This is a genomic window from Paracoccus laeviglucosivorans (assembly GCF_900182695.1).
GTDB classification, from domain to species: domain Bacteria; phylum Pseudomonadota; class Alphaproteobacteria; order Rhodobacterales; family Rhodobacteraceae; genus Paracoccus; species Paracoccus laeviglucosivorans.
In genome coordinates this window covers 18,267-40,638 of the sequence record NZ_FXTK01000019.1, presented here as the reverse complement: position 1 = coordinate 40,638, position 22,372 = coordinate 18,267, and the positions used below count along the sequence as shown (strand labels likewise).

General features: G+C 62.1%; 19 protein-coding genes. 17 read left to right on the top strand and 2 right to left on the bottom strand.

Annotated elements, in window-relative coordinates:
- Positions 1-289 precede the first annotated feature (289 nt).
- The 7 genes from FN835_RS16655 (at position 290) to FN835_RS16625 (ending at position 8,307) form a co-directional block, all read left to right on the top strand.
- Positions 290-1,300, top strand: a complete 1,011-nt coding sequence (locus tag FN835_RS16655) for a cytochrome c oxidase subunit II (protein WP_142664363.1) — start codon at positions 290-292, stop codon at positions 1,298-1,300.
- Complete coding sequence (gene ctaD, locus FN835_RS16650) at positions 1,297-3,843, top strand: cytochrome c oxidase subunit I (RefSeq protein ID WP_142664362.1); 2,547 nt, start codon at positions 1,297-1,299, stop codon at positions 3,841-3,843. The genes FN835_RS16655 and ctaD overlap by 4 nt, the downstream gene beginning before the upstream one ends.
- 10 nt (positions 3,844-3,853) lie before the next feature.
- On the top strand, positions 3,854-4,240 hold the full coding sequence (locus tag FN835_RS16645) for a hypothetical protein (protein ID WP_142664361.1): 387 nt from the start codon (positions 3,854-3,856) through the stop codon (positions 4,238-4,240).
- Positions 4,237-4,812, top strand: a complete 576-nt coding sequence (locus tag FN835_RS16640) for a cytochrome c oxidase assembly protein (RefSeq protein ID WP_142664360.1) — start codon at positions 4,237-4,239, stop codon at positions 4,810-4,812. Before FN835_RS16645 ends, FN835_RS16640 begins: the two co-directional genes overlap by 4 nt.
- Positions 4,809-5,804 carry a c-type cytochrome gene (locus tag FN835_RS16635; RefSeq protein WP_142664359.1) on the top strand — a complete coding sequence of 332 codons (996 nt, stop codon included), beginning with the start codon at positions 4,809-4,811 and terminating at the stop codon, positions 5,802-5,804. The genes FN835_RS16640 and FN835_RS16635 overlap by 4 nt, the downstream gene beginning before the upstream one ends.
- A gap of 271 nt (positions 5,805-6,075) precedes the next feature.
- Complete coding sequence (locus FN835_RS16630) at positions 6,076-7,152, top strand: ABC transporter substrate-binding protein (protein ID WP_142664358.1); 1,077 nt, start codon at positions 6,076-6,078, stop codon at positions 7,150-7,152.
- Between the two features lie 135 nt (positions 7,153-7,287).
- Complete coding sequence (locus tag FN835_RS16625) at positions 7,288-8,307, top strand: nucleotidyltransferase family protein (RefSeq protein ID WP_142664357.1); 1,020 nt, start codon at positions 7,288-7,290, stop codon at positions 8,305-8,307.
- Between the two features lie 87 nt (positions 8,308-8,394).
- Here the strand turns inward: FN835_RS16625 and FN835_RS16620 are convergent, their stop codons facing one another.
- Entirely contained in the window at positions 8,395-9,276 is an 882-nt protein-coding gene (locus FN835_RS16620) for a LysR family transcriptional regulator (RefSeq protein ID WP_142664356.1), read from the bottom strand.
- A 98-nt stretch (positions 9,277-9,374) separates the two neighbouring features.
- Here FN835_RS16620 and FN835_RS16615 point away from each other — a divergent pair, with 98 nt between their 5' ends.
- Entirely contained in the window at positions 9,375-10,646 is a 1,272-nt protein-coding gene (locus FN835_RS16615; RefSeq protein WP_142664355.1) for an NAD(P)/FAD-dependent oxidoreductase, read from the top strand.
- Positions 10,647-10,709: 63 nt separating this feature from the next.
- On the opposite strand, the gene hpbA is transcribed toward FN835_RS16615, so the two are convergent.
- Positions 10,710-12,746: an N-methyl-L-proline N-demethylase HpbA gene (hpbA, locus tag FN835_RS16610; RefSeq protein ID WP_142664354.1), complete on the bottom strand. Its 2,037-nt coding sequence runs from the start codon at positions 12,744-12,746 to the stop codon at positions 10,710-10,712.
- Positions 12,747-12,894: 148 nt separating this feature from the next.
- On the opposite strand from hpbA, the gene FN835_RS16605 reads away from it, so the two are divergent.
- The 9 genes from FN835_RS16605 to glnT all read left to right on the top strand — a co-directional run bounded on the left by FN835_RS16605 (position 12,895) and on the right by glnT (position 22,359).
- A complete protein-coding gene (locus tag FN835_RS16605; protein ID WP_142664353.1) occupies positions 12,895-13,527 on the top strand; it encodes a TetR/AcrR family transcriptional regulator in 633 nt (210 codons plus the stop codon).
- A gap of 260 nt (positions 13,528-13,787) precedes the next feature.
- Positions 13,788-14,576, top strand: a complete 789-nt coding sequence (locus FN835_RS16600) for a pyrroline-5-carboxylate reductase family protein (RefSeq protein WP_142664352.1) — start codon at positions 13,788-13,790, stop codon at positions 14,574-14,576.
- Positions 14,577-14,653: 77 nt separating this feature from the next.
- A complete protein-coding gene (locus FN835_RS16595) occupies positions 14,654-15,652 on the top strand; it encodes an ABC transporter substrate-binding protein (protein WP_142664351.1) in 999 nt (332 codons plus the stop codon).
- A 67-nt stretch (positions 15,653-15,719) separates the two neighbouring features.
- Positions 15,720-16,607 (top strand): ABC transporter permease, encoded by an 888-nt coding sequence (locus FN835_RS16590; RefSeq protein WP_142664350.1) that lies wholly within the window; start codon positions 15,720-15,722, stop codon positions 16,605-16,607.
- A complete protein-coding gene (locus FN835_RS16585; RefSeq protein WP_142664349.1) occupies positions 16,600-17,625 on the top strand; it encodes a quaternary amine ABC transporter ATP-binding protein in 1,026 nt (341 codons plus the stop codon). Before FN835_RS16590 ends, FN835_RS16585 begins: the two co-directional genes overlap by 8 nt.
- A 448-nt stretch (positions 17,626-18,073) precedes the next feature.
- Positions 18,074-18,961, top strand: coding sequence for a class II glutamine amidotransferase (locus FN835_RS16580; protein ID WP_142664348.1), 888 nt, complete (start codon positions 18,074-18,076; stop codon positions 18,959-18,961).
- A gap of 4 nt (positions 18,962-18,965) precedes the next feature.
- Complete coding sequence (locus FN835_RS16575; protein WP_142664347.1) at positions 18,966-19,649, top strand: GltB/FmdC/FwdC-like GXGXG domain-containing protein; 684 nt, start codon at positions 18,966-18,968, stop codon at positions 19,647-19,649.
- 11 nt (positions 19,650-19,660) lie between these two features.
- Positions 19,661-20,986 (top strand): FMN-binding glutamate synthase family protein, encoded by a 1,326-nt coding sequence (locus tag FN835_RS16570; protein WP_142664346.1) that lies wholly within the window; start codon positions 19,661-19,663, stop codon positions 20,984-20,986.
- 68 nt (positions 20,987-21,054) lie between these two features.
- The gene (gene glnT, locus FN835_RS16565; RefSeq protein ID WP_142664345.1) at positions 21,055-22,359 is read left to right on the top strand and encodes a type III glutamate--ammonia ligase; all 1,305 of its coding nucleotides are present in this window, start codon (positions 21,055-21,057) and stop codon (positions 22,357-22,359) included.
- Positions 22,360-22,372 lie beyond the last annotated feature (13 nt).

The window sequence follows — 22,372 nt, the reverse complement described above, 5'->3', positions numbered from 1 at the left end:
GCCCCTTTTTGCTCATCGAACGTGCGAATCCGGCGGAGCATTTGATTTCCACTGAGACTTGATCTGGTGGCACGCGATGCATCTGATGCGTAAGTTCGATAATCGCGATCAGGGTGAAAATGCTTGCCACAAGCCGACCGCACCTTGGCAAGAGCCGGCTTTGGCACAGCCGCGATAGCCAAAGCGGGCTCTGTTCCGATACCGAAAAGCGGATGCGATTGCGGATCAAAATATACATCCGCAGGTATTTTGCGGGAACATCCTGCCCTGTCGGCGTTTGTGTGAACGAATGGCGGGGGAAGGTGTGCAGGGGCCGCGAAGCGACAAAGCCATATTGCCACGGCGCGCCGTGTGCCTTTTGCCGCTGGTGCTGATCGCAGGATGCACGGGCCGGCAATCTGCGCTGGCCCCGGCGGGCGAAGATGCCGCACAGCTTAAGCTGCTGCTTCTGGTCATGTTGGCGGGCGCGGTCGTACTGTGGCTGGCGCTGAACGGGCTGTTCTATTACGTCACCCGCATCCGTCCCGGCGCGTTTCATATCCGCCACGCCAACCGGCTGATTATCGGCGCAGGGGTCATCTTTCCGACCGTGCTGATCGGGGCGCTGTTGGCTTGGGGCCTGTCGATCATGCCGGGTCAGCGCGCGCCCGGCGACGGGCTGGTCATACGCGTCAAGGCCGAGGAATGGTGGTGGCGCGTCGAATACTGGCCGCAGGGGTCGGATGCCCCCATCACTTCGGCCAATGAAATCCGCCTGCCGACCGGCAGCCGGACCGAGCTGCGGCTGACTGCGAACTTGTACATCCATTCGCTGTGGATTCCGGCGCTTGGCGGCAAGATGGACATGATACCGGGGCGGGAAACCGTGCTGACGCTGCATCCCCAAGCTGCCGGAACCTATCGCGGCCAATGCGCCGAGTTCTGCGGCGCATCGCATGCGCTGATGGCGTTTGAAACCGTGGTGATGGAACCTGACGCATTTGCCGAATGGCTGCGGGCCGAGGCGGCGCCTGCCGCCGCACCCGGCGGTGCGGGCGCGGCGCTGTTTCGCGACGAAGGCTGCGGTGCATGTCACACCATTCGCGGCACCGATTTCGCGGGGACCGTCGGCCCGGACCTGACGCATCTGGCGTCCCGCGTCTCGCTTGGGGCGGGGATCATGCAGGTCAGCCGCGACGACCTGAAACGTTGGATCGCGCATACCGGAGACATCAAGCCCGAGGTGGCGATGCCAGCCTATGACTGGCTGTCCGATGCTGATCTGGACCATCTTGCGACCTATCTGGAGGGGCTGAGATGACTGACCGCACCCCGCGCGGCCCCTATCCCCCGACCGAGGAGATGCTGGCCGAGCCCGTCCCCGAGGAGATCCAGCGGGCGCAGTCCGAACGGCTGCGCAAGGTGTGGCAAACCAAGACCGGCATCCGCTATCTGATGTCCGTGAACAATTCCGAGGTCGGCAAGTGGTATTCGCTGACCTGCCTGGCCTTCATGCTGGTTGCGGGGGTGCTGGCGCTGCTGATGCGGGTGCAACTGGCCTATCCGCAGATGCAGTTTCTGGATGCCGACCGCTTCAACCAGTTCTTCACCATGCACGGTTCGGCGATGATGTTCCTGTTCGCCGTGCCCCTGTTCGAGGCAATGGCGATCCTGATCCTGCCCGCTTTCCTTGGGGCGCGCGACATGCCGTTTCCCCGCCTGTCGGCCTTTGGTTACTGGTCGTTCCTGATCGGCGGCATCTTCGTCCTTGGCTCGGTCTTTTTCGATGCCGCACCGAAATCGGGCTGGTTCATGTATCCGCCATTGGCGACCGAGGATGAGGGCGTCGGATCCGATATCTGGCTGCTGGGGCTGTCATTTATCGAGATCGCCTCGATCGCCGCTGCGGTCGAACTGATCGTCGGGGTGCTGAAATGCCGCCCGCCGGGGATGCGCGTTAACATGATGCCGCTTTACGCATGGTATGTTCTGGTCGTGGGCGGCATGATCCTGTTTGCATTCCCACCCCTGATTGCGGGCGATCTGCTGTTCGAGTTGGAGCGCGCGCTGGACTGGCCGTTCTTCGACCACACGCGCGGCGGCGATCCGATCTTCTGGCAGCACCTGTTCTGGATCTTTGGCCACCCCGAGGTCTATATCGTCTTTCTGCCATCCATCGCCATCGCGGCCATGGTGGTGCCGACTGTCGCACAGCGGCCCATCGTCGGCTATTCGTGGATCGTGCTGTCGGCGGTGGGCACGGGTTTTCTGTCCTTTGGCCTGTGGGTGCATCACATGTTCACCACGGGGCTGCCGCTGATCTCGCTTGGGTTCTTCTCGGCCGCGTCCGAGGCGGTGGTGATCCCGACCGGCATCCAGATTTTTGCGTTCCTTGCCACGTTGATGGTGGGGCGCGTGACGATCAGCCTGCCGCTGCTATGGATCGCGGGCGGGCTGGCCATCTTTACCGCAGGTGGACTGACAGGGGTGATGCTGGCCATCGCGCCGTTCGACTGGCAGGTGCATGACACCTATTTCGTCGTGGCGCATCTGCATTACACGCTGTTCGGCGGCATGATTTTGCCCGTCATGGCGGGGGTCTATTACTTCTTTCCGTTCTTCACCAAGCGGATGCTGTCCAAGCGTCTGGGCAAATGGGCTTTCTGGCTGATCTTTGGCGGCTTCAACCTGACATTCCTGCCGATGCATCTGACCGGGCTGCTGGGGATGCCACGCCGGGTTTTCACCTATCCCGGCGATCTGGGCTGGAACACGCTGAACCTGATTTCTACCGTGGGCGCGTTCATCATTGCGATGGGCTTTCTGATCTTTACCTACGACCTGCTACGTCCCGGCAAACCGCGCCTTTCCAGCCGCAATCCGTGGCGCGCGGGCACGCTGGAATGGTCCGACACCAAAACCGGCGAGGATTGGGGCGTGCGCTCGATCCCATATATCACCTCGCGCTATCCGCTTTGGGATCAGCCGAAGCTGGTCGAGCGGATGGATGCCGGCCGCTACTACCTGCCCGACGCTCCCGAGGGGCTGCGCGAAACCATGGTGACATCCGTGATCGACGCAAAGCCGGTGCAGGTCCAGCGCGTCACCGGGGACGCATGGATCACGCTTTGGGCAGCCGGGTTCACGGGGGGCTGTTTCATCCTGCCGACGTTCCATCTGTATGTGCCTGCGGTGATTTCTGGCGCGTTTGCGGTCGTCTGCATCCTATATTGGCTATGGACCTCGACCGCGCGAAAACCGGAAAAGCCGATGAAGGATGCGGGGCTGGGGTTAAGCTTGCCTACCTATTCCGCGGGGCCCGAGTCGGTCGGCTGGTGGGCCATGTGGATCACTATGCTGGGGGATTCGACGGCATTCGCATCCATCGTCTTCGGCTTCTTCTTCTATTGGACCAGCCGCGCAGATTTCCTGCCCGAAGGCGCGGCTCATGCCGATGCAGCGCTGTTGGCACTGTCGGTCATGGCGTTGGCGCTAGCCTGGGCGCTGACTTACGCCGCGCGTCACCTGAACCGCGCGGGACGCATCGCCGCCTGCCGCGCCGCGCTGATTGCCGCGCCGTTGCTGGCAGTCGCGGGTGGTGGGGTAATGGTGCTTTCAGTGATGCAGCTTGCGCCCAGCAGTCACGTCTATCCTGCCGTGGTCTGTGCTCTGGTCATCTGGACCGTCGCACATGTAGCGGTCGGTGTAGTGATGCAGCTTTACTGCCTTGCGGGCAGCGCTTTTGGCAAGATCGACCCCGACCATGACGCCGATCTGTGGAACGTCACGCTGTATTGGCATTTCCACGTCCTGACGGTGCTGGTCACCGCTGCCATCATCGGCCTTGCGCCGCGATTGCTATGAAGGGGACGGGATGAGCCATCAGGACCAAGACGAGTTTCGCGACGAAAGCGTCAGCCTGTGGCGCATCGCGTTTGCACCCACGGTCTGGGCGTTCCATTTCCTGCTTTGCTATGCGGGCGGCGCGGTCTGGTGCGCCAAGTTCGGTGCAGCGCAGGGCGTCGGGTTTCTGCGCATCTCGGTTCTTGGGCTGACGGTTCTGGCATTGGCGCTGATCGTCTGGCAGGGCTGGCGATCCGCGCGCCAATGGGAACCGCATGACGCCAGCGCCACCGACCTGCACCGCCCCGAAAGCCGCCACCGCTTTCTGGGCCATGCGGCATTTCTGTTGTCGATCATCTCGGGCGTGGGGGTGATCTACGTCGCCCTGCCCGCCCTGTTCATCACAAGCTGCCGATGAGCGCGCGCCCCGCATATGCCGTTGTCGGGCTGGCGCTGCTGGCCCTGATCTGGCTGTTGCCCGACAGCGCGGCCCCACGCTTTCCGCTGCATATGCTGCGACATATGGTGCTGGTGGCGCTGGCCGCGCCGCTGCTGGTGCTGGGATTTCCAAGATTGGGTCGCTTGATGGCGATGCCCGCATTGCTGGCGACCGGGCTGGAATTGCTGCTGGTCTGGGGCTGGCATCTGCCCGCCGCACATGGCGCCGCTTACCGGATGCCCACGGCCTTTGTGCTTGAGCAGGCGACATTCCTGCTCGTGGGGCTGTTCGTCTGGGCGGGCTGTCTGCACGGGCCAAGGCTGGTGGGGGCCGGTGGATTGCTGCTGACCTCGATGCATATGACCTTGCTCGGCGCGCTGCTGACGCTGGCCCCGCGCGATCTTTACGCGCAGTTTTGCGGGACGCCCCCCGACCCGGAGGGACAGGCCGTGGGCGGTATGCTGATGCTGGCCATCGGCACGCCCATCTATCTGCTGGCTGGTGTGGCTTTGGCCGCCCGCGCCTTGTCTGATCGCGAGGCTGCGATATGAGGCTTGTCCTTGCCACACTTGCCGCTGTAGCCGCACTGGCCGGAATTGTCGGGGCGGCGGTGGTCTTTCTGGGCCTGTTCGACACCTCGGCCCGGAAAGGCCATTGGAAGATCACCGACTGGGCCATGCACACAACTTTTGAAAATGCGGTGGCATGGCGCGCAGATGCGGACCCGCCGCCCGATCTGGACGATCCCGCGCTGATCGAACTGGGCGCGCGGCATTATGACAGCGCCTGCAAGATGTGCCACGCCGTGCCGGGCGAACAGGCCAGCGCCACCATCGCAGCGATGGTCCCCCCTCCTCCGCCGATCACGCGCGCCGTGCAGCCGTGGACCCCGCAGGAAATGCATTGGATCGTCGATCAGGGCGTGAAGATGACCGGAATGCCCGCATGGCCCACTGCTGGGCGCAAGGATGAGGTCTGGGCAGTCGTGGCCTTTCTGGCGGCCATACAGCGCGGCATGGATGCCGCCGGATACGCCGCCCTGACCGCCCCCGCGCCCCAAGGATATTGCGCCAGTTGTCACGGCGCACAGGGAACCACCCGCGCCCCGCGGCTGGACATCCTGACGCCGGAATACATCGCCGATGCGCTGGCGGCATATCGTTCCGGCGCGCGGCCCAGCGGGATCATGGCCCATGCCGTGGCGCAAATCCCGCCGCAGCGCGACAGTGAACTTGCCCGCGCGCTGGCCGCATTACCCGGACCCGCAGACCCGCAGCCCAAGGCGCCGGGTATCGGGGAAACGCTGGCTGGGGCGGGCCGCAAGGGTGTGCCCGCCTGTCTGGCCTGCCACGGTGTGTCGAATGAAAATCCGCGCATCCCCCGACTGGATGGGCAGGGCGCGGAATATCTGCGCGCGCAACTGTTTCTGTGGCGCGACGGGCATCGGGGCGGCGCAGCGCGGCATCCGCTGATGTCTGCCGCCGCGCAAGACCTGACCGATGCCGAAATCGACGCGCTGGCCGATTACTTTGCCCGAAAGTGACGCGCCTGCACCGAAGGCGAAAGGCTTTGCCGCCTGTGGAAAATGCTCTGAAACCGGCAGTCATCCGCTTGATTGCGGACGATAATGCCGCGCGGCCTGTCGTTTAGGTCATGCAGCCCGCCACGGCCCGTTAATTGGATGCTTTCTGCCTGCCCCGTTATAAACTGAAGACCTCTGCGGTGGCCTGCCTGCCGCAGCCCAAAGCGAGTGTCCAAAGGACGCCAAGAACACGGCCAACGCGCCGAAATCACCAACGGGAGTTCAACAAGACATGAAAAAGATACTGTTCCTGACCTCGGCAATATGCGGGCTGGCGGTCGCCGCCCAAGCGCAAGAGGTCAACGTCGTCTCATGGGGCGGATCCTATGAGAAATCGCAGGTCGAGGCTTATAACAAGCCCTTTACCGAAAAGACTGGCATCAAGGTCAATATGACCGCCGCCGACAACCCCGCGACCCCGCTCAAGGCGCAGGTCGAGGCGAAGAACATCACGGGCGACGTCTTCGACATCGAGACCTCGGACGCGATCCGGCTTTGCGACGAAGGTGCGCTGGTCGAAATCGATCCCGCCAGCCTGCCCGCCGCACCAGACGGCACGGCGGCATCCGACGATTTCATCCCCGGCGCGCTGCAGGATTGCGCGGTCGCCAATATCTTCTGGGGCACGGTCATCGCCTTCGATACGACCAAATTCTCGGGCGAGAAGCCTGCGAAGGCGGCGGATTTCTTTGACACGGCCAAGTTTCCCGGCAAACGCGGCCTGCCCAAGAACCCCAAGCGGACGCTGTATCTGGCGCTGATCGCCGATGGCGTTCCGGCGGCAGATGTCTATGACGTGCTGTCCACGCCCGAAGGTGTTGACCGCGCGTTCGCCAAGCTGGAAACGATCAAGGCCGACACGGTTTGGTGGGAGGCAGGCGCGCAGCCCGTGCAATTGCTGGCCGATGGCGAGGTCGTGATGGCCACCGGCTATAACGGTCGCTTTTTCGATGCCATGGTCGCCGAGGGTAAACCCTTCGAGATCATCTGGGACGGGCAGTATATGGACATGGATATGTTCGCCATTCCCAAGGATTCGCCCAATCCCGAGGCCGCGCTGGAATACCTGAAATTCGCCACCGACACGCAGCGGCTGGCCGATCAGGCGAAATGGATCGCCTATGGCCCGTCGCGCAAAAGCTCGGCTGCACTGGTGGGGATGTATCAGGACGGCAAGACCGAAATGGGTCCACATATGCCCACCAACCCCGAACATATGACGACCGCCGTGATGGATGACCCGGAATTCTGGGTCGATCATCAGGCCGAACTGTCCGAACGCTTCAATTCCTGGCTTGCAGCCAGCTGAATCGCGACCGCCGTCCGGGCCCTGTCCGGGCGGCATACCAACTGTCCGGGTGTGTGCAGCATTAAAAAACTTGCTCCACACAAGGTCTGTGTGTAGCAAAGATATGTTTGATGCGCATACAGCCAAGGAAACAGCGTGCCAGCATTGTCCCACTCCAGAACGGCGCAGGTCGCCTATCTTGACCTGTTGCGCCTGCATCTGGATGAACATGCCGCCGACCTGATCGGCAGCATCGAGGAACGGCATCGCAACGGTCGCACCTATCTTTACGACCGTTTCCGCATCGGGACCGAAATGAAAAGCTGCTATCTGGGCGAGGACACCCCGGCCCTGCGCGAAAGGCTTGCAAAGGCGGCGGCGCTAAAGGATCAGGCAACGGCACGCAAGGACAAGATGTCGCGTCTGGCCCGCGTGCTGCGCGCCGAAGGTTTCATCCCGACAGACCGCGACACCGGATCGCTGCTTATGGCGTTCGCGCGTGCCGGAGTGTTCCGGTTGGGCGGCACGATTGTCGGCACCGCCGCATATGCGCTGTACCAGGGCGAACTGGGCGTCCGGTTCGATACAGACGAACTGGCACAGACCGGAGACATAGATTTCGCCAGTTTCGAAAAGCTGTCGGTGGCCTTGGGCGATAGGGTCGAACAAGAGCCGGGTCAGATCCTTCAATCGCTGAAATTCGATCCCGTGCCCGGTATCGGCGACCGACAGGTCTGGAAATGGCGTCAGAACCACGGGGATGCCATGGTCGAATTCCTGACGCCCGCATTTGGCGATGAACGGGTCAAACCTCTGCCAGCCCTGGGCGTCAGCGCACAGGGATTGAATTATCTGAACTATCTGCTGGCCGAGCCGATCCATGCCGTTGCGCTTTACCGCTCGGGCGTGCTTGTGCAAATTCCACGCCCCGAGCGTTTCGCGATCCATAAACTGATCGTTGCGGACCGCCGACGCGGCGGCCCCGCGCAGCTGAAGGCGCGCAAGGATCTTGGTCAGGCCGCATTTCTGATTTCGGTGCTGGCCCAGGACCGACCCGACGATCTGCTGGCCGCCTATCAGGACGCCCTGTCGCGTGGCCCGCGATGGCGTGAACGGATCGCGTCCAGCCTGTCGAAAATGCCCGATACCGCAAAGGAATTGGGCCAGTTGGCCTGATCGCGGCTCGCTTTGGCGCCGGGCATGGTGCGGGCCGTCAAGGCAACCCTATCGCCCGATGCGACCATTTCGTGGTCAACGCGAAGGTCATGTTTCCTGCGCCAGCATCGCCACCAGCTCTGTCAGCGGCCTTGATCGCTCCGCGCTTGCGGGCCAGACCAGATAATAGCGCCCCTCGACAGTCAGATAGTGCGGGAATGCCGGTGACAGGCGACCACGCAGAAACTCCGCTTCGGCCAGATAATCCGGCAGCAGGGCAAGGCCGAAACCCAATACGGCACCTTCGGTCAAAGTAAGATACTGGTCGAACAACATGCCGCGCAGCCTTGCGGCCTCAACGCCTTGGGCGGTAAACCACTCCTCCCACGCGCCGGGGCGGCCTTCCAGATGCAGCAGTGGCATGTCCAGAAGCGCGGCGGCGTCGCCATGCCGCTTGGGCCGCAGATCGGGCCTGCAACAGGGGATCACCCGCTCGCCGGAAAGCGGAAGCCAGTTCACGCCCGGCCAATCCTGCAAGCCGAAATGCACCGCCGCATCAAAGCCGGTCTGCGCGAAATCGAAAGGCGCAAGCCGCGTGCTGAGGTTGATCGAGATTTGCGGATGTTCTGCCGCAAAGCGGTGCAGCCTTGGTGCCAGCCAGTGCATCCCGAAAGCGGGTCGGATCGCAAGGTTCAGACTGGCGCGCTCGCCCGCCGCCCGGATCTTCAGACTGGCATGTGCCAGATCCTGCAGATAGCCGCGCGCCGACTGCGCATAGGCGCGTCCGCTTGCGGTCAGTGCCACGCCGCGCCCGTCACGACGCACCAGCTCGACCCCCAACTGTTCCTCAAGCACCTTCAGCTGGCGGCTGACCGCAGAATGCGTCAGCGCCAGATCATCCGCCGCAGCGGTGACCGAGCCAAGCCGATCTACCGCCTCAAGCGCAAGCAGGGAATTGACCGAAGGCAGGAATCGTCGCGGTGCGATCATGTGAGTTTTTCTTTATTATCCGTCAAAAATCTACGCTATTTCCCAAGGACCGGCCAGGTAATCTGGAACCAGATCAAACATAATGAATGGCGGGCCGGATGATCGGCAAAGGAAACCTGTGGCGGGCTACTGCCTGTAATTCGACGGAAACGCCGATGCTGGACAGCGACCTGACGGTCGATCTGGCGATCGTCGGCGGCGGGTTCACCGGCAATGCCGCGGCGCTTGAGGCGGCCAGACGCGGCGCAACGGTCGCCATGTTCGAAGCGAAAACCATAGGCCATGGCGGGTCGGGTCGGAATGTGGGTCTGGTCAATGCGGGCTTGTGGCTGCCCCCCGAACAGGTGATCGAGCAGATGGGCGCCAAGGCCGGTCAGCGCCTGATGGGGTTTCTGGCGGATGCGCCCGCGCGTGTCTGGGCGCTGATCCAAAACCACGGCATAGATTGTGAAGCCAAGCGTAACGGGACGCTGCACCTTGCCCATTCCCCAGCCGGTCAGCGCGATCTGGCCCGGCGTCACCGGCAGGGCCGCGCCATGGGTTGGCCGGTCGCGTTGCTGGACGCCTCCGAAACGGCGCGTCGCACGGGCAGCACCGCGTTTCACGGTGCGCTGTTCGATCCGCGTGCCGGAACCATCCAGCCGCTGTCCTATGTCATGGGCATTGCGCGGGCCGCGACCGCTGCCGGGGCACATCTGCACGAAGGCAGTCGTGTCAGCCATATCCGCCGTCATCAGGGCACGTGGCATCTGACCGTAAACGGTCATCACGTTCGCGCGGCAAATCTGCTGCTGGCGACCAACGCCTATTTCGACGGGATCGAGATGGGCTTTCAGCCCCGGATCGTCGCCGTCAGCTACTTCCAGATCGCCACCGCGCCGATGCCGCAGGCCATGCGCGACCGTATCCTGCGCAGAGGCGAGGGGTGCTGGGACACCCATACCGTCATGTCGTCCTTTCGCACCGATGCTGCGGGCCGTTTCATCATCGGCGGCATCGGTAATCTGGAAGGTCCGGGGCGCGACATCCATTTGGGCTGGGCGCGCAGAAAGCTGAAACAGACCTTTCCCGAACTGGCCGACCTGCCCTTTGAATACGACTGGCGTGGGCGGATCGCGATGACCAGCGACCACATCCCCAAACTTGTGCGGTTCGGACCCGATGCATTGGCCGCGTTCGGATATTCCGGGCGCGGGATCGGGCCGGGCACGACCTTTGGCACGCTGGCAGCAGTGGCCTTGCTGGAAAATGACGATACGGTTCTGCCAGTGATGCCGGTCGATGCGCATGACGAACGCCTGACGACCCTGCGCGAGGCCTATTACGAGAGCGGCGCGATCCTGACCCATGCGGTAGCCGCACGCGGTTGATCCCGCTTCGGCCGCATATCGGTCGCTGCACCTGCCGCAGACCGTATGGCACTGGGGAATGCGTTACATATCCTTGACCAGCCGCAGCGCGTCATAGATCGCGGCGTGGGTATTGCGGGCGGCCACCGCGTCACCGATGCGGAACAGGCGGAATTTGCCTTCGGGGTTTTTGCACAGCGATTGCAGACCGCCGGTGGTCAGCGCCTCGTAATCCACCTCTCCCAAATTCGACGATTGGGGTTTCAGGTCAAAATAAAGCTCATCCAGCGGCCGGGTGCCGTGGTTGACCACCACCTGATCGACCAGCCGGTCGCGGCTGACGCCGCCGTAATCGCTGCCCAGCGTGGCGCGCAGCTGGTTGCCGTCGCGCGCCACCGACATCAGCCGCCACGTCACCGTGAAGATGGTGTCCAGCTTTTGCAGGCTGCGCATATAGGGCACCAGATTCATCGCCATCACCTCGGGCGAGAAGGCGCGGTCGGGGGTCACGATCTCGACCTTGGCGCCGGTCGCTGCGATCAGATCGGCGGCTTGCAGCGCCGCGTGGTCGCCCGCATCGTCATAGATCAGCACGTTCTGGCCCGGCTTCACGTCACCCGCCAAGATGTCCCAGGCCGAGACGACCAGATCATTGCCCGCGTTCAGCACCTCGGTATGGGGCAAACCGCCGGTGGCGATGATGACCTCGTCCGGGTCGGTCGCCAGCACATCCGCTTCATCGGCGAAGGTATTGAAATTGAACGTGACCCCATGCTTTTCGCACATCGCCTGACGCCATGCGATGATCGAGATCATCTCGCGCCGGCGTTCCTGCAACGCGGTCAGGCGGATCTGGCCACCGGGCTGGTCGGCGGCCTCGAAGACGGTCACGGCATGGCCGCGTTCGGCTGCGACGCGGGCGGCCTCCATCCCCGCAGGACCGGCGCCGACAATGGTGATGCGTTTCTTGACCTCGGCCGCCGGGATGGTCTGGGGCATGGCCTCTTCGCGGCCCGTCGCGGCATTGTGCAGGCAGAACGCCATGCCGCCCTGATAGATGCGATCGAGACAATAATTCGCGCCGACGCAGGGCCGGATGTCGTCTTCGCGCTTTTCGACGATCTTGCGGACGACATGCGGGTCGGCCATGTGGGCGCGGGTCATGCCGACCATGTCGACCAGCCCCGCCGCGATGGCGTGGCGCGCGGTCGGCACGTCGGGGATTTTGGCGGCGTGGAAGGTGGGGAAGTTGGTGGCCTTCTTGACCTGGCCCGCGAACTCCAGATGCGGCGCGTTGCGCATCCCCTGCACAGGGATCACGTCGGTCAAGCCGGCATCGGTGTCGATATGGCCGCGCACCACGTTCAGGAAATCGACCAGCCCGCTATCCTTCAGCTTTTGCGAAATCTCGATGCCGTCCTTGGCGTCGAAACCACCCGGCAGATCCTCGTCGCCAGTATAGCGCACGCCCAGCAGGAAATCCTCGCCGCAGCGTTCGCGGATGCCCCGCAGAACGTCGAAGGTGAAACGCAGGCGGTTATCCAGACTGCCGCCATAGGGGCCGTCCAGATCGTTGGTCAGGGGGGACCAGAACTGGTCCATCAGGTGGCCATAGGCCTGCAATTCCAGACCGTCCAGTCCCGCCGCCTTCATCCGCTCGGCGGCATCGACGTAATCGCCGATGATGCGCTGGATGTCCCAATCCTCCATCTTCTTGGGGAAGGACCGGTGCGCGGCCTCGCGTTCATGGCTGGGCGACACGACAGGCAGCCAGTCGGCCTTGTCCCAGCGGGTGCGGCGGCCCAGATGGGTCAACTGGATCATCACGGCGCAGCCATGGTCGTGGCATTCATTGGTCAGCTGTTTCATCCAGCCGACGACCTCGTCTTTCCAGGCCAGGATGTTGTTGAAGACCGGCGGGCTGTCGCGCGACACCGAGGCCGATCCCGCTGTCATCGTCAGCGCCACGCCCGCCTTTGCCCGCTCAACGTGATAGGCGCGATAACGATCCTTGGGCATCCCGTCTTCGGGATAGGCAGGTTCATGGCTGGTGATCATGATGCGGTTGCGAAGCGTCAAGTGCTTCAATTGGAACGGTTGCAGAAGGGGATCGTTCGACATTGGCTCTGCCCGGAAAGGTGGAAATGCTGACGGCAAGAAATCATTAAAATGTTCACCTATGTCAATTAGAAAATCATTCGTGAACGGGCTGCGCCCAAAAATGCACATTCGTCTTGCCGTGTCGCCTAATCCGCCCTATCAGGAGCGTATGGAGCAAGTGAACGCATCCGAAACAGGTTGGCGCGGTTCGCGCGAAGGATGGCTGGAAGCAGGCTATCAGGCGCTGATCGACAGCGGTATTGATGCAGTCAAGATCCTGCCCTTGGCCAAGCGGCTGAACCTGTCGCGCACCAGCTTTTACTGGTTCTTTGAAGATCGAGAGGCCCTGCTCGCGGCTTTGCTCGAGGGGTGGGAACAGCGCACCACAAAGCCCTTGATCGAATCCACGACCGCCTATGCGGAAAGCCGCGCGGAAGCGATGCTGAACGTGCTGACATGCTTCCTGTCATCCAACAGCTTTGATTCCAGATTGGAATTTGCAGTGCGTAGCTGGGCCTTGCAGGACGACCGGGTGGCTGCACGGATGAAAATCGCCGATGAGGCGCGACTGACGGCATTGTCGCGGATGCTTGTGAAATGGGGCATCAGCGAACAGGAAGCCGATATTCGGGCACGGACGATCTACCTGACGCAGATCGGCTATATCTCGATGCAGGTGAGCGAAGATATTGAGACGCGCTTGATGCGCATTCCCCTTTACGTCAAGATTTACGTAGATCAGGAACCGCAACCTCGCGAGATCGCAAGGTTCAACGCCAGGTTCCGCGCCCCGGTATTGTGACGGCATCGGACGATCCTGTCCGGCCGCATTTCTTAGATTTAGATCAGGCAGGCGTTTGCATCCTTGCCCGCTTGTGGCGATGCCGCTGTCCTTGGCGTGCCTGATTATGTTCAGCCAAGTCACGCACAGGTTCTGTTATGAATGCGCAATGCTCGCATCTGAACTTTTTACCGACAGTAATGAACATTTTGTTGCAAGACTGTGATCGACTCTGTAGCGAAGAAACGGGGAACGCTTTCTACGATTCAAGGATCGACGACATGCGTGTGGGTATCATCGGTGGAACGGGATGGCTGGGATCAGCCTTGGGCCAGCGTCTGCTGGCACAGGGCATCGTGTCGCCTGACGATCTTATCTTGCTGAACCGCAGCGGCCCCAAGGAAAGCTTTCATGGTCATCGCGTCCGCTGGGCGCAGGATGCGTCCGAGCTTGCAGCACTGGCGGATGTCATCGTCGTTTCCGTGCGTCCGCAGGACTGGCCTGCTGTGCAATTTGACGCCTCGGGCAAACTGGTCATCTCGTTCATGGCCGGCATACCGTTCAGCGACATGACGCGCGTGGGCGGCAGGGTCGTGCGGGCGATGCCGAACGCGGCAGCCGAAATCGGCACGTCTTATTCGCCGTTCTGGGCCGGGCCGGGTGTAACCGATACGGATCGCGGCGTGGTCATCCGGCTGCTGTCGGCTATCGGAACCACCGACGAACTGGGCAATGAGGAACAGATCGACCTGATGACCGCCCTGCCCGGCTCGGGCGCGGCCTATCCCGCGCTTATGGCGGTTGCCATGGCGCGTTTCATGCAGGCGCAGGGCGTTGCCGAAGACATCGCATGGCCCGCGACCGAAGCTGCGGTCTGCGGCGGGGCCGCGATGCTGGTCGGGCAGACGCAGAAAGCGGAAAGCCTTTTGGCCGCATATCTTGATTATCGCGGCACCACTGCGGCTGGCATCGACGCCGCCGAAGCGGCCGGCTTCAGCGCCGCTATCACGCAGGCGTTGCAGGCCGCCACCGAGAAAACCCGCCGGATAAGCGCGGAACTGCCCGGTTAGGGCCAGATTGCCATTGCCCGATGACGAAGCGGTAGCGTCGCGGGTCAAATCATCAAGACCGCAACAGGGAAAACATAATGAACAGACTTGCTTTCACGATTGCCGCGGCCATCCCGGCTATCGCATTTTCAACGGCTGCCAGCGCGGAATGCGGATCGTTCACCATCGCCAGCATGAACTGGCAAAGTGCCGAAGTGTTGGCCAATCTTGACCAGCTTATCCTGAACGAAGGCTATGGCTGCGACGCCGAGATTACCACCAGCGACACGGTTCCCGCCATCACCTCGCTAGTAGAAAAGGGCCAGCCGGAAATCGTGCCGGAATCATGGGTCGATCTGGTCCCCGAGGTGGTTGCAGGCGGCCTGAAGGACGGCAAGATCGTTGAACTGTCGCGGTCGCTTTCCGATGGCGGGCAGCAGGGCTGGTTCATTCCCCGCTATATGCTGGATGAACACCCCAACCTGAACAAGATCGAAGAAATCCTTGCCAATCCGCAGCTGTTCCCCGCGCCGGAAGATGCCTCAAAAGGCGCGGTTTATAACGGTCCCGCCGGCTGGGGCGGCACGATCATCACCAGCCAGCTTGCCAAAGCCTTCGACATCGAAGGCAAGGGTTTCACACTGGTCGATACCGGATCGGCCGCTGGGCTGGACGGTTCGATGGCGCGGGCCTATGAACAAAAGGCACCCTGGCTGGGCTTCTATTGGTCCCCGACTTCGATGCTGGGCAAATATGACATGGTGCCGGTCGATTTCGGCGTCCAGAACGACATGGCGGAATGGAAGCGCTGCACTTCGGTCGCGGATTGCACCGATCCCAAGCCGAACGCCTTTCCGCGCGACAATGTCTTCACGCTGGTGTCGTCGGAATTCGCCGAGAAATCCGATCCGGGCGTGATCGACTATCTGAAGAAGCGCAGCTGGGACAACAACACCGTCAACCAGTTGATGGCATGGATGACCGACAATCAGGCGACCGGCGAAGATGGCGCGCGCGAGTTCCTGAAGCAGCATCCCGACATGTGGACGCAATGGGTCACGCCGGAAGCGGCTGAAAAGATCAAAGCCGCCCTTTGAACGGACCGGGGCCGCTGCGCGCGGCCCCCATCCTTCCTGTCGTAGCCCACCCATTGATGAGGTCGCCATGACTTGGTTCAACAAATTCCCCCAACTCGATGACGGATTTCTGCGAGATCTGAAAAAGGTCATCGACGACGGCTTCCGGTCCTTCACCCGCAACTATGGCGACGCCATCGAAAGCATCTTTGAGCCGCTGCGCCACTTTCTGGTCTGGTCCGAAAACCTGCTGACGAACACGCCATGGCCCATCATCCTGATCGTCATCGCGGCCATCGCTTGGTTCGCCAGCCGCAGCATCAAGATCGTTCTGGCAAGCATCATCACCCTATGCCTGATCGGCGCGTTCGGCATGTGGGACGACACGATGAAGACCATTTCGATGATCCTGACATCCACCCTGCTGGCGATCGCGGTCGGGCTGCCGATCGGCATCCTGATGTCGCGATCGGACCGGGTGCAGGCCTTCGTCAACCCGATCCTTGACGTGATGCAGACCATGCCCAGCTTCGTCTATCTGATTCCGGTGGTCATGCTGTTGGGCATTGGCAAGGTGCCGGGCCTGATCGCGGTCGTGATCTATGCCATCCCGCCGATGATCCGCCTGACCAATCTGGGTATCCGGCAGGTCGATGGCGAGGTGCTTGAAGCCGCCGACGCCTTCGGGTCGTCGAAATGGCAACGGCTGGTCAAGGCCGAGCTGCCGCTGGCCCTGCCGACCATCATGGCGGGCATCAACCAGACCATCATGATGGCGCTGGCCATGGTCGTCATCGCCTCGATGATCGGCGTGCAGGGGCTGGGTCAGCCGGTGCTGAAGGCGATTTCCAACCAGTATTTCACGCTGGGCCTGTTCAACGGCCTTGCAATCGTCGGCATCGCCATCCTGTTCGACCGCATCAGCCAGGCCTGGGGCCAACGCCTGCAAAAACACCGCGGAGGTGGCCATGTCTGAACCTATCGGCATCGAAATCAAGAACCTGTTCAAGATCTTCGGCGCGCGTGGCCGCGACTTCATCGACGCCATCAACCGCGGCATGACCAAGCAGGAACTGAACGACCAGCACCGCCATGTCCTTGGGCTGCGTGACATCAATATCAGCATCCCGGCGGGCGAGATTCAGGTTGTGATGGGGCTGTCCGGCTCGGGCAAGTCCACGCTGATTCGCCATATCAACCGCCTGATCGACCCGACCGCCGGCGAAATCCTGATCGAAGGCACCGATGTGGTGAAGATGTCGCCCGAGACGCTGCGCGCGTTCCGGATGCGCAAAACCGCCATGGTTTTTCAAAAGTTCGGATTGCTGCCGCACCGAACCGTCATCGAAAACGTCGGCTACGGGCTGGAGATTCAGGGCGTCGACGCCGCCGCGCGCAACAAGACCGCAATGCGCTGGATCGAACGTGTCGGCCTTTTGGGGTTCGAGACGAAATATCCGGCCCAGCTTTCGGGCGGGATGCAGCAGCGCGTCGGGCTGGCCCGCGCCTTGGCTAACGACGCCCCGATCCTGTTGATGGACGAAGCCTATTCGGCGCTGGACCCGCTGATCCGCTATGACATGCAGACCGTGCTGCTGGACCTGCAACGCGAGGTCCGCAAGACCATCGTCTTCATCACCCATGATCTGGACGAGGCCTTGCGCATTGGCGACCGAATCGCGCTTTTGCGCGACGGCTCGGTCATCCAGCAGGGCACGGGTCAGGACATCGTGCTGAACCCCGCCGACGATTACGTCGCGAACTTTGTCCAGCACGTCGATCGCGGCAAGGTGCTGCGTGTCGGCTCGGTCATGGAGCCGCTGAACGGTGCCAGCCTGCCCGAGGCCGTGGTCCGTTCCGACCTGTCGCTGGCCGAGGCGCTACGCGATATGATGACCCGCGGTATCCAGAACCTGGGCGTGCATGATCCAAACGGAACGCCTGTCGGGCAATTGTCCATGCAACGCGCTATCGCGGTTTCGGCTGGGGCCTGACCGGAACGGCGCGCCAGTGCTGCTGGCGTGCCGCTGCGAAGGCGATTTAAGCAGCGTAACCCGAAGACGATTCGACTGGCGGAACAGGGTCCAGTCCCTATTCGATTCTGTCCTCGGCTGCTTGTAACGCGATCATACATTGGTTGATGCGCCATCCGCAGCTGGCGGCACTCCCACGCAGCGACGTCTTGTTCCAATGTGCACGAACCCAAGGTCCGTTCCGCTGTTACCGGCCTTTATCCGGCGCGACCGTTTCCCAATGAAGCATCGGATTAGTCTTTGTCCCGCAGATGGTGCCGATCTCTGGGGGATTTGGCATCATTGCCCAAACTTTAGGCATTTATTCCTTGGGGCTAATTTATTCTCTCACGAAGAAAGTTTTCATTTGAGGAAAATCATCTTCCTGCTAATCAATAAGCAGAGAGACATTCATGGCACGGAGAAGAACATGTGCGGCATCGTTGGCCTGTTCCTGAAAAAAGAGGACCTGCGCCCTCAGCTGGGCGAGCTGCTGACCGACATGCTCATCACCATGACAGATCGCGGACCCGACAGCGCCGGCATCGCGATCTATGGCGATGACAGCGGCAAGCTGAAGATCACGGTCCAGTCAGATACACCTGACGCGACGTTCGAAGGTCTGGACGCCGCACTGTCGGCGGCGCTGGATGCCCCGGTTTCGATGCGCGTCGTCGATACCCACGCCGTCCTGACGCTGCCCGACGGTGCCGAGGCGCAAGCCCGCGCTTTCATGGCCGAAAAAGGCATCCGCATCATGGGTGCCGGCCATTCGATGGAAATCTACAAGGAAGTCGGCCTGCCCAAGGATGTGGCCGAGCGTTTCCACCTGCGCGACATGGTCGGCAGTCACGGAATTGGCCACACCCGCATGGCCACCGAAAGCGCCGTGACGACGTTGGGTGCGCACCCCTTTTCGACCGGGGCCGACCAGTGTCTGGTGCATAACGGGTCGCTGTCGAACCATGCCGGGATGCGGCGTGAACTGGCGGCCAAGGGCTTCCTGACCCAGACCCAGAACGACACCGAAGTCGCCGCGACCTATATCTCGTCCCGTCTGGCCGAAGGGGCCAATCTGGGGCAGGCGCTGGAAGGCACGCTGGACGATCTGGACGGCTTCTTCACCTTTGTCGTCGGCACCAAGAACGGCTTCGGCGTGGTGCGCGACCCCATTGCGTGCAAACCTGCCGTCATGGCCGAAACCGATGATTACGTGGCCTTTGGCAGCGAATACCGCGCCTTGGCCAACCTGCCGGGCATCGAAAACGCCCGCGTGTGGGAACCCGAACCCGCCACCGTCTATTTCTGGGAGCGCTGATAAGATGCAGACCATCGACATGGCCAAGACCGAGTTGCGCGAGCTGAACCAGACGCTGCAAGCCCAAGCCAAGGACACCAACCAGACTGCTTGGGTGATCGAAAACCCGAAAGGTGCCCATGCCATTGCCGTCGGCCTTGATGCGCCGATCGAGGTCACGGTGAAAGGCTCGACCGGCTATTACTGCGCGGGCATGAACAAACAGGCCACCGTGCATGTGACCGGCTCGGCCGGTCCGGGGGTCGCGGAAAACATGATGTCGGGCACCGTCATCATCGAAGGCGACGCCAGCCAATATGCCGGAGCCACCGGCCAGGGCGGGTTGCTGGTCATCAAGGGCAACGCATCCTCGCGCTGCGGGATTTCGATGAAGGGCATCGACATCGTGGTGCATGGCAATATCGGCCATATGTCGGCCTTCATGGCGCAATCGGGCAACCTTGTCGTCTGCGGCGATGCGGGCGACGCGCTTGGCGACAGCCTTTACGAGGCGCGGCTTTTCGTGCGCGGCAGCGTCAAGTCGCTGGGCTCGGACTGCATCGAAAAGGAAGTGCGCCCGGAACATCTCGACATCCTGCGCGACCTGCTGGAACGTGCGGGCAGCGATGCCAAACCCGAGGAGTTCAAGCGTTACGGCTCCGCCCGCAAGCTTTACAACTTCCACGTCGATCACGCTGGCGCCTACTGATGAGGGACATCATGGAAAAGACCCCCCAAACGCTGCCCCGCGACAGCTGGACCTATTCGCCCGAGATCAACGCCGAAATCCGCCGCGCTGCCGATACCGGCATCTATGACATTCGTGGCGGTGGTGCCAAACGCAAGGTGCCGCATTTCGACGACCTGCTGTTCCTTGGCGCGTCCATCAGCCGCTATCCGCTGGAAGGTTACCGCGAAAAATGCGACACCTCGGTCGTCCTTGGCACGCGCTTTGCCAAGAAGCCGATCGAACTGAAAATCCCCGTGACCATTGCCGGCATGTCCTTTGGCGCGCTGTCCGGTCCGGCCAAGGAAGCCTTGGGTCGCGGCGCGACGCTGGCAGGCACCTCGACCACCACCGGCGACGGCGGCATGACCAACGAGGAACGCGGCCATTCGGAAAAGCTGGTCTACCAGTATCTTCCCAGCCGCTACGGCATGAACCCCGACGATCTTCGTCGCGCTGACGCCATCGAGATCGTGGTCGGCCAAGGCGCGAAACCCGGCGGCGGCGGTATGCTGCTGGGCCAGAAGATCACCGAGCGCGTGGCCAAGATGCGCAACCTGCCCATCGGCATCGACCAGCGTTCGGCCTGCCGTCACCCCGACTGGACCGGCCCGGACGATCTGGAGATCAAGATCCTTGAGATCCGCGAGATCACCAACTGGGAAAAACCGATCTACATCAAGATCGGCGGCGCCCGCCCCTATTACGACACCGCGCTTGCGGTGAAGGCCGGGGCCGATGTGGTGGTGCTGGACGGCATGCAGGGCGGGACCGCCGCGACGCAGGACGTGTTCATCGAAAATGTCGGCCAGCCGACGCTGGCCTGTATCCGCCCCGCCGTGAAGGCGCTGCAGGATCTGGGGATGCATCGCAAGGTCCAACTGGTCGTGTCTGGCGGCATCCGCACCGGCGCGGATGTGGCCAAGGCGTTGGCACTTGGGGCCGACGCGGTTGCCATCGGGACCGCAGCCTTGATCGCTTTGGGTGAAAACGACCCGAAATGGGCCGCCGAATATGAGGCGCTGGGAACCACCGCCGCCGCCTATGACGACTGGCACGAAGGCAAGGATCCGGCGGGCATCACCACCCAGGACCCCGAGCTGATGAAGCGCGTCGATCCGGTCGAAGCCGGTCGTCGCCTGCGCAACTACCTGGCCGTGATGACGCTGGAATGCCAGACCATCGCGCGGGCCTGCGGCAAAAGCCACGTCCACAACCTTGAACCCGAGGATCTGTGCGCCTTGACCATCGAGGCCGCTGCCATGGCGGGCGTGCCGCTGGCAGGGACCAGCTGGATCCCCGGCCAGACCGGTTTCTGATCCACGACCAGAAGGGCGGGGCCATGCCCCCCGCCCCGGTCCTGAACGAAATCCAACAGGGAACTGACATGACCGATCTTGCCGAATTCGCCCGCGAAAAGGGCATCAAATACTTCATGATCTCGTATACGGACCTGTTCGGCGGCCAGCGCGCCAAGCTGGTTCCGGCGCAGGCCATCGCGGACATGCAAAAGGACGGCGCGGGTTTTGCAGGCTTCGCCACATGGCTTGACCTGACACCGGCGCATCCCGACATGATGGCGCTGCCCGATCCGTCCGCCGTGATCCAGCTGCCATGGAAAAAGGACGTGGCCTGGGTGGCCTCGAACTGCATCATGTCCGGCAATGGCGCGCTGGATCAGGCGCCGCGCAACGTGCTGGCCCGGCTTGTCGCCGAAGCAGCCGAGCTTGGTCTGGACATCAAGACCGGGGTCGAGCCGGAATTCTTCCTGCTGTCCCCCGAAGGCACCTCGGTCGCCGACACTGCCGATACTGCGGTGAAACCCTGCTATGACCAGCAGGCGGTAATGCGCCGCTATGACGTGATCGCGGAAATCTGCGACTACATGCTGGAGCTGGGCTGGGAGGCCTATCAGAACGACCACGAGGACGCGAATGGCCAGTTCGAGATGAACTGGAAATACGACAGCGCCATGGCGACGGCCGACAAGCACAGCTTCTTCAAGTTCATGACGCGATCCGTCGCGGAAAAGCACGGGTTGCGCGCGACCTTCATGCCCAAGCCGATCATGGGCCTGACAGGCAACGGCTGCCATGCCCATATCTCGGTCTGGACCAAGGACGGCAAGAACGCATTTGCCGACGACAGCAAGGAACTAAGCCTGTCCGATCAGGGTCGCCACTTCCTTGGCGGCATCATGAAGCACGCATCGGCGCTGGCCGCGATCACCAATCCTACGGTGAACAGCTACAAGCGCATCAACGCGCCGCGCACCACATCGGGCGCGACATGGGCACCGAATTCGGTGACATGGACGGGCAACAATCGCACCCACATGGTGCGTGTCCCCGGTCCGGGTCGGTTCGAACTTCGCCTGCCCGACGGCGCAGTGAACCCGTATCTGTTGCAGGCGGTCATCATCGCGGCGGGCCTTTCGGGGCTGAAATGCAAGGCCGATCCGGGCAAGCGCTGGGACATCGACATGTATGCCGAAGGCCATAAGGTCACGGATGCACCGAAACTTCCGCTTAACCTTCTGGACGCCATCCGCGCCTATGATGCCGACGAAGGGTTGAAAGAGGCGATGGGCAAGGAGTTCTCGGCGGCCTATATCAAGCTGAAAACGCAGGAATGGAATTCCTACACCTCGCACCTGACCCAGTGGGAGCGGGATAACACGCTGGATATCTAAGCCAATATCGCCA

Coding starts and splice junctions, on each gene's coding strand:
- FN835_RS16655 (WP_142664363.1), top strand. CDS start 290: ATGGCGGGGGAAGGTGTGCAGGGGCCGCGAAGCGACAAAGCCATATTG.
- ctaD (WP_142664362.1), top strand. CDS start 1,297: ATGACTGACCGCACCCCGCGCGGCCCCTATCCCCCGACCGAGGAGATG.
- FN835_RS16645 (WP_142664361.1), top strand. CDS start 3,854: ATGAGCCATCAGGACCAAGACGAGTTTCGCGACGAAAGCGTCAGCCTG.
- FN835_RS16640 (WP_142664360.1), top strand. CDS start 4,237: ATGAGCGCGCGCCCCGCATATGCCGTTGTCGGGCTGGCGCTGCTGGCC.
- FN835_RS16635 (WP_142664359.1), top strand. CDS start 4,809: ATGAGGCTTGTCCTTGCCACACTTGCCGCTGTAGCCGCACTGGCCGGA.
- FN835_RS16630 (WP_142664358.1), top strand. CDS start 6,076: ATGAAAAAGATACTGTTCCTGACCTCGGCAATATGCGGGCTGGCGGTC.
- FN835_RS16620 (WP_142664356.1), bottom strand. CDS start 9,276: ATGATCGCACCGCGACGATTCCTGCCTTCGGTCAATTCCCTGCTTGCG.
- FN835_RS16615 (WP_142664355.1), top strand. CDS start 9,375: ATGATCGGCAAAGGAAACCTGTGGCGGGCTACTGCCTGTAATTCGACG.
- hpbA (WP_142664354.1), bottom strand. CDS start 12,746: ATGTCGAACGATCCCCTTCTGCAACCGTTCCAATTGAAGCACTTGACG.
- FN835_RS16605 (WP_142664353.1), top strand. CDS start 12,895: ATGGAGCAAGTGAACGCATCCGAAACAGGTTGGCGCGGTTCGCGCGAA.
- FN835_RS16600 (WP_142664352.1), top strand. CDS start 13,788: ATGCGTGTGGGTATCATCGGTGGAACGGGATGGCTGGGATCAGCCTTG.
- FN835_RS16595 (WP_142664351.1), top strand. CDS start 14,654: ATGAACAGACTTGCTTTCACGATTGCCGCGGCCATCCCGGCTATCGCA.
- FN835_RS16590 (WP_142664350.1), top strand. CDS start 15,720: ATGACTTGGTTCAACAAATTCCCCCAACTCGATGACGGATTTCTGCGA.
- FN835_RS16585 (WP_142664349.1), top strand. CDS start 16,600: ATGTCTGAACCTATCGGCATCGAAATCAAGAACCTGTTCAAGATCTTC.
- FN835_RS16580 (WP_142664348.1), top strand. CDS start 18,074: ATGTGCGGCATCGTTGGCCTGTTCCTGAAAAAAGAGGACCTGCGCCCT.
- FN835_RS16575 (WP_142664347.1), top strand. CDS start 18,966: ATGCAGACCATCGACATGGCCAAGACCGAGTTGCGCGAGCTGAACCAG.
- FN835_RS16570 (WP_142664346.1), top strand. CDS start 19,661: ATGGAAAAGACCCCCCAAACGCTGCCCCGCGACAGCTGGACCTATTCG.
- glnT (WP_142664345.1), top strand. CDS start 21,055: ATGACCGATCTTGCCGAATTCGCCCGCGAAAAGGGCATCAAATACTTC.